Annotated in this window: 8 protein-coding genes and 1 rRNA gene; all 9 read left to right on the top strand. The window is 68.2% G+C overall.

What is annotated here, in order from left to right:
* Nucleotides 1–85 (top strand): 5S ribosomal RNA (gene rrf / locus ABZT02_RS43210); the annotation flags it as partial.
* Between the two features lie 60 nt (nucleotides 86–145).
* Entirely contained in the window at nucleotides 146–790 is a 645-nt protein-coding gene (locus tag ABZT02_RS43205; RefSeq protein WP_356028297.1) for an HAD family hydrolase, read from the top strand.
* Between the two features lie 69 nt (nucleotides 791–859).
* Nucleotides 860–1,543 (top strand): VC0807 family protein, encoded by a 684-nt coding sequence (locus ABZT02_RS43200; RefSeq protein ID WP_356028294.1) that lies wholly within the window; start codon nucleotides 860–862, stop codon nucleotides 1,541–1,543.
* 66 nt (nucleotides 1,544–1,609) lie between these two features.
* A complete protein-coding gene (locus ABZT02_RS43195; protein WP_356028292.1) occupies nucleotides 1,610–2,821 on the top strand; it encodes an MFS transporter in 1,212 nt (403 codons plus the stop codon).
* Nucleotides 2,772–3,944: an acetoin utilization protein AcuC gene (locus ABZT02_RS43190; protein WP_356028290.1), complete on the top strand. Its 1,173-nt coding sequence runs from the start codon at nucleotides 2,772–2,774 to the stop codon at nucleotides 3,942–3,944. The genes ABZT02_RS43195 and ABZT02_RS43190 overlap by 50 nt, the downstream gene beginning before the upstream one ends.
* A gap of 149 nt (nucleotides 3,945–4,093) precedes the next feature.
* Nucleotides 4,094–4,909 carry a phosphatase gene (locus tag ABZT02_RS43185; RefSeq protein WP_356028287.1) on the top strand — a complete coding sequence of 272 codons (816 nt, stop codon included), beginning with the start codon at nucleotides 4,094–4,096 and terminating at the stop codon, nucleotides 4,907–4,909.
* Nucleotides 4,910–5,038: 129 nt separating this feature from the next.
* The gene (locus ABZT02_RS43180) at nucleotides 5,039–5,248 is read left to right on the top strand and encodes a helix-turn-helix domain-containing protein (RefSeq protein WP_016437488.1); all 210 of its coding nucleotides are present in this window, start codon (nucleotides 5,039–5,041) and stop codon (nucleotides 5,246–5,248) included.
* A gap of 178 nt (nucleotides 5,249–5,426) precedes the next feature.
* The gene (locus ABZT02_RS43175; protein ID WP_003948845.1) at nucleotides 5,427–5,525 is read left to right on the top strand and encodes an AURKAIP1/COX24 domain-containing protein; all 99 of its coding nucleotides are present in this window, start codon (nucleotides 5,427–5,429) and stop codon (nucleotides 5,523–5,525) included.
* 240 nt (nucleotides 5,526–5,765) lie between these two features.
* A complete protein-coding gene (locus tag ABZT02_RS43170; protein WP_356028285.1) occupies nucleotides 5,766–6,830 on the top strand; it encodes an NAD-dependent epimerase/dehydratase family protein in 1,065 nt (354 codons plus the stop codon).
* The last annotated feature ends 6 nt before the right edge of the window (nucleotides 6,831–6,836 follow it).

Below are 6,836 nucleotides of genomic sequence, written 5' to 3'. Positions count from 1 at the left end.
TTACATTCCGAACCCGGAAGCTAAGCCTTACAGCGCCGATGGTACTGCAGGGGGGACCCTGTGGGAGAGTAGGACACCGCCGAACAATTTTTGAGGAAACCCCGTGCCTTTCGGCACGGGGTTTTCTGCGTTTAGGGTCAATGTCATGCGCTATGACCTCGTCATCTTCGACAACGACGGTGTGCTCGTCGACAGTGAGCCGATCTCCAATCGGCACCTCGCCGCTTACCTGACGGAGCTAGGGCACCCGACCTCCTACGAGGACTCCATTCGGGACTACATGGGCTCCGCCATGCACCGCATCCATGACCTCGTCCTGGAGCGGACCGGGCAGCGGTTGCCGGCGGACTTCGACGACGTCTTCCACGCGAGGGTTTTCGCCGCGTTCGAGCGGGAGTTGAAGGCTGTCGCCGGTGTCACCGGTGTGCTGGAGAAGCTGACGGCGGACGGGGTGCCGTACTGTGTCGCGTCCTCCGGGAGTCATGAGCGGATCCGGGTGGGGCATCGGGCGGCCGGGCTTGACCGGTGGTTCGAGGACGAGCGGATCTTCAGTTCGGAGGATGTGGGGCGGGGGAAGCCGGCGCCGGATCTGTTCCTGCACGCCGCTGAGCGGATGGGGGTCGAGCCCGGGCGGTGTGTGGTGGTCGAGGACAGTCCCCTGGGGGTGCAGGCGGCCAACGCGGCGAGGATGGACGTGTACGGGTTCACCGCGATGACGCCCGCCGCGAAGCTCGCGGGGGCCACCCAACTGTTTACCGACATGGGTGAGTTGGTGGGTCTGCTCGTCTGACATTTGTCATGCCGAGGTCCGGACGATCGTTTCTACTGGCGCCCCCCTGCCGGACGAGAAGCTGTGGGCATGACGACGAAGACGAACTCGAAGCGCGCGAACCTGGCTCCCCTGATCGTGGACGTGGCTGTGCCGATCGGGGCGTACTACCTGCTCAAGGACGGGCTCGGGATGAGCACGTTGATGGCGTTGGGCCTCAGCAGTGTCGTCCCGGCCGTGCGGACCGGCTGGAGTGTGGCGAGGGAGCGGACGGTCAACGGTCTGGCCGCCCTGATCCTCGTCGTCAACGTCGTGGGGCTGCTGCTCAGCTTCGTGGCCGGCGACCCGCGGTTGATGCTCGCCAAGGACAGCGGGGTCAGCAGTGTGATCGGAATCGGCGTCCTCGTCTCCGTCGCGCTGGGGAGGCCGATGATGACCGCGGGTATGAAGCCCTGGCTGGTGAAGGGGATCGAGGAGCGGGAGGCCGCCTGGGCGCGGCTCCAGGCCGGGTCGGCGGACTTCCGGCGGGCCGAGCGGCGGTTCTCCGTGGTGTGGGGGGTCGTACTGCTGACGGAGTGCGTGCTGCGGGTCGTGGGGGCGTACACGCTGCCCGTGGACACGATGGTGTGGCTCGGGTCCGTGGTCATGGTCGTGTCGATGGTGGTGGCCTTCCTGGTCAGCGGGGCGATCGGGGCCGGCCCGATGGCCCGGATGCTGATCGCCGAGACGAAGACCTGCGCACCCGCGAGGCCCGAGGTCGCCCTCGCGCGATAAAGCTGAGGGAAATTCATCTTTGGCTGGATCTACCCACGAGTACGCCGGGGCCCTACGCTCGCCGCCATGACAGATGTGCTGCGGCGCGGTAGGGCCTCGCTGGCGTTCAGCTTCTTCGCGCAAGGCGTCGCCTTTGCTCTGCTGGTGACGCGGATTCCGGCTATCCAGGACCGGTACGGCGTCTCCGACGCGCTGCTGCCGGCCTTCCTGGCCGCCGTGCCGATCCTCGCCGGGGTCGGGAGCGTCTCCACCGAGCAACTGGTGAAGCGGATCCGGCCCAGTCGGCTGCTGCGGATCGCCCAGCCCGTCGTGCTCCTGGCGCTGCTCGGGGTGGGGGCCGGGGACACGACGGTCGAGCTGGGAATCTCGCTCGCGGCCTTCGGGCTGGCCGTCGGCATGCTCGACGCGTCCATGAACATGCTCGGGGTGAGCCTGCAGCGGTCGTACGGGCGCAGCATCATGCTGAGCTTCCACGCGGTGTTCAGTCTCGGCGGGATCGTGGGGGCCTCGCTCGCCTGGGTCGGGGCGCACTGGCATCTCGCGCTGTTCGTGTCCTATCTGCCGGTAGTGGTGGTCCTGGTGCCGCTGTGCCTGGTGGGGAGCCGGTGGTATGTCGACGGGGACGGCACCGTCGTGGAGGAGAAGGAGCAGCGTGGGGACGGGCTCGTCTTCAAGTTGCTGTTGCCGCTGTGTCTCGTGATGACCTTCGCCTATATCGGCGACTCCACCGTCTCCAACTGGAGCGCGAAGTACCTCCAGGACGTGCTCGGGAGCAGTGAGCAGCTGGCGACCGTGCCGTACAACGTCTACATGGTGACGACCCTGCTGGGGCGGGCCGTCGGGGACTTGGGAGTACGGCGGTTCGGGGCGGCGACGGTCGTACGGGCCGGGGCGCTGGTCGCGGCCGGGGGGTTCGCGGTGGTGGCCGTGGCGCCCGGGCCGTGGGTGGGGATGCTCGGGTTCACACTGTTGGGGATGGGGTTGTGCGTGCTGGTGCCGCAGACCTTCGCGGCGGCGGGGCGGCTGTTCCCGGGGGCGTCGGATGCGGCGGTCGCTCGGCTCAATGTCTTCAACTACGTGGGGTTCCTGGTCGGTTCGCCGTTGGTGGGGGCCTTGGGGGACGCGTGGAGCTATCGCGGGGCCATGCTCGTGCCGATGGTGTTGGTGCTGGTGACGCTGGTGTACGCCAAGTCGTTCGCGGCTCAACCGGACCGATACGGTGGCGGGCATGAGCGGCCGCGCACAGCTGATGTGGGACGAGGCAGTAACGGGCTATGACTTCGGTCCGGACCATCCGATGGATCCGGTCCGGCTCGATCTGACCCGGCGACTGGTGGACGCCTTCGGGTTGGACCGGGACGTGAAGGTCGTGGCCGCGAAGGCGGCGGGCGAGTCGACGCTGCGGCTCGTACACCGGGAGGACTACGTCGAGGCCGTGAAGGCGGCTTCCGTGGACCCCGGGGCGGCTGACCAGTCGTACGGGCTCGGGACCATGGACGATCCTGCCTTCCCGCGGATGCACGAGGTGTCCGCGCTGATCGCCGGGCAGTCGGTGGGGGCGGCGGAGGCGGTGTGGCGGGGGGAGGCGCTGCACGCGGTGAACTTCGCGGGTGGGCTGCACCATGCGATGCCGGGGGGCGCGTCGGGGTTCTGCATCTACAACGACGCGTCGCTCGCCATCGCGCGGCTGCTGGAGCTGGGGGCGTCGCGGGTCGCCTATGTGGATGTCGACGTGCATCACGGGGACGGGGTGCAGGCGGCCTTCTGGGAGGATCCGCGGGTGCTGACGATCTCGCTGCACGAGCATCCTCGGACGCTTTTCCCGCAGACCGGGTGGCCGGAGGAGACCGGGGCGGACTCGGCCGAGGGCGGCGCCGTGAATGTGGCGTTGCCGGCGGGGACGGGGGACGCGGGGTGGTTGCGGGCGTTCCACGCCGTGGTGCCGGAGCTCATCGCCGACTTCCGGCCTGATGTGCTGGTGACCCAGCACGGGGCGGACACGCATTTCGAGGATCCGCTGGCTCATCTCGCGGTGTCGTTGGACGCTCAGCGGGCCGTGCAGGTGGCCTGTCATGAGTTGGCGCACGAGTACGCCGGGGGGAAGTGGATCGCGCTCGGGGGCGGGGGGTACGCCGTGGTGGATGTCGTGCCCCGGTCCTGGACGCATCTGGTGGCGATCGCCGCGGGGCGCCCCATCGAGCCCGAGGAGATGATTCCTGAGGGGTGGCGGCAGGAAGTCTTCGCGCGGACCCGGCAGTTGGCGCCGGCGCGGATGACCGATGGACGGTGGCCGGTGTCCTACGCGGAGTGGGATGCGGGGTACGACCCTGCGGACCGGCTGGATCAGGCGGTGCTGGCCACTCGGCGGGCGGTGTTTCCGTTGCGGGGGTTGCTGGCGTAGCGCGTTGTGGGGTGGCTCGTTATGTTGTGTGGCGGCTGCGGGTGCGTTGTGGCTTGTCGCGCAGTTCCCCGCGCCCCTGACTACTCCGACTGTGCGGTGTTTGTCTGTTCTCTCCCCTCCTGACCCCCTCATCCGTCACCATCACTCCCGTGTTGAGCACCGGTGCCCTCCGCGCCCATCTGCTGGCCGCCCGTCTGGCCGGACCCGTGGCCACCTCCCGGGAGGAGAGTCTGCGGAGCTATCGGTTGTTCGCGGCTCGGGATCCGAGGGTGCTGATCGGTCTTGATCCTGAATGGTCGTGGACGGAGCGGGATCTGATCGGTCTCATGGCTGACAAGTGCGGGGTTTCGGGCAATCCTCGGCATACAACTGGCCATGATGTGATCGATCCTGAACGGACGCTCGTCGCGCTCGACGCCTTCGCGGAGCGGCTCGCGGCAGTTGCCCAGCGCAGCGGGCCCGTGCTCCTCGGCACCGGCCATCCGCACCGACTGCTCGGGTTCTACGCCGCTCTCGCGGACGCCCTCTCGGCGGCGGGATGTACCGTCCTCACCCCTGCGCATGGTCGCCGTGTCGACATAACGACCCGGTTCGGTCTACGCACGTACAACCTTGAGTACGTACGAGGAGTCGCGCTCGTGCGGGCACCGGACGGTGAGAGCTCCGGTTGTGAGCCGGGCGCACACACGCATTCACCGCTCCCGGTTCGTACTGCGCTGGCGGCCGCGGCGGAGAGTGGCGGGCCGCTTCCGGAGCTCGTGATCGGCGATCACGGATGGGTCTGCGGAGCAGGTCAGCTGGGGTTCGAGGCCATGGGGCCCGCGGATACGGACGACCCGGCGCTCTTCGTGGGGGAGGCGGAGGGGGCCGTGTCCGTCGCCGTTCCACTTGATGACGCTGTGCGGTCTGATTACTACCGGCCGCTGACCCGCTACGTACTCAATCGAGCGTGTCTGTCACAGTAGGCCGCCGATGGGTGCACCTCTTCCCCACTTGCATCACCCGCCCCTACATTGGGGAGTGAGCACGCAGCGACGAAGAGTCACCGGAAGGGGAAGCCGGTGGCCGTCGAGTGCGGAAGGTTCAGGTGTGTCATGGCTGCTGAACAGAGGCCTCTGAGTGAGGTTCAGTTCCTTACCGTGGCGGAAGTCGCCTCGGTGATGCGAGTGTCGAAGATGACCGTGTACCGGCTGGTGCACAGCGGTCATCTGCCCGCGATCAGGGTGGGACGGTCCTTCCGTGTCCCCGAGAACGCGGTTCACGAGTACCTCCGCGAGAGCTATGTGGGGGTGGAGACGGCCTGACGGCGACCGGACTCGGGGAGGTTCCAACGGGGCCTCAGGGCACTCGCGGACCCCTGCCGGATCTCCCCGGTTCACCTCGATTACGACCTCAGCGCTCGGGCGGGTAGGCTGACCCCTCGTAGGTCGTATGGGCCCATGGCGCCCAGCACCGAGTGATGAGAAGTGAGCGAGGGTAGTCGTGGGCTCTGTTATCAAGAAGCGGCGCAAGCGGATGGCCAAGAAGAAGCACCGCAAGCTGCTCAAGCGCACGCGCGTTCAGCGTCGCAACAAGAAGTAGTCGACGCCGCGTAAGCGTGTTTGTGGCCCCCCACCTGATATCGGTGGGGGGCCACACGCGTGTCAGGACGTGGCAGTGGGCTGGATGTCGTCACCTCGTGCAGTGGGCGGTCATCACAGCGCAACATCGAACCGCTAAGTTGGCGGAACACGGGGAACGCGGCACAGGACCGGGGCTGTACAAGGTCTGTACACGGGCTGGAACCAGGGCTGGACTACGGCTGGAAGGAAGGCGCTGATCTTGGGACAGGTCGTGCTCGTTACCGGAGTGGCCCGACAGCTGGGGGGCCGGTTCGTACGACGCATACAGCGTGACCCGCGGGTGGACCGGGTGATCGCCGTGGACGCGGTGTCGCCGGAGCACCATCTGGGCGGCGCCGACTTCATCCAGGCCGACATCAGGCAGCCCGGCATCGCGCGGGTACTGGCCGAGACGGCCGCCGACACGGTCGTACACCTGGATGTGACGGCGATGGCGCTCGGCAGCGGGAGCCGGACCACGGTCAAGGAGACCAACGTCATCGGCACCATGCAGCTGCTCGGGGCCTGCCAGAAGTCGCCGAACGTGAAGCGGCTCGTGGTGAAGTCCAGTACGAACGTGTACGGGTCCGCGCCCCGTGATCCCGCCGTGTTCACGGAGACCACCCCGCCCAAGTCCCTGCCCTCCGGCGGCTTCGCCAAGGACGCGGTGGAGGTCGAGGGGTATGTGCGGGGCTTCGCGCGGCGGCGGCCGGATGTGGCCGTGTGTGTGCTCAGGTTCGCCAACATACTGGGGCCGACGGCGGACACTCCGCTCGCCTCGTACTTCGCGCTGCCGGTGCTGCCGACGGTGTTCGGGTACGACCCCCGGCTGCAGTTCGTGCACGAGGACGACGTGATCGAGGTGCTCAGGATCGCCTCGCACGAACCGGAGCGGGGCACGCTGAACAGCGGCACCTTCAACATCGCGGGCGACGGCGTCCTGTTGCTGTCGCAGTGTTCCCGGCGGCTCGGCCGGCCGACCGTGCCCTTGCTGCTGCCCGCCGTCACCTGGGCCGGGTCGCTGGTGCGTACCCTGGGGATGACGGACTTCTCGCCCGAGCAGATCCGGCTGCTGACCCACGGCCGGGTCGTGTCGACGGTCCAGATGCGCGAGACGCTCGGATTCCGGCCGAAGTACACGACGGCCGAGACCTTCGCGGACTTCGCGCGCAGCCAGGGCCCCGGGCTGCTGCCGCCCGAGGCCCTCGCGGGGGCCGTCGACCGGATCGCCGCGCTGCCGCCCCTGGCGGACAGCGGCAACCCCCCGACGCAGAGCGCCAACTGAGGAGCG

The sequence above is a fragment of the Streptomyces sp. NPDC005402 genome, assembly GCF_040606575.1.
In the GTDB taxonomy this organism is placed as follows: Bacteria; Actinomycetota; Actinomycetes; order Streptomycetales; family Streptomycetaceae; genus Streptomyces.
The sequence above is the reverse complement of the archived record's forward strand: the minus strand, read 5'-3'. Positions and strand labels throughout refer to the sequence as shown.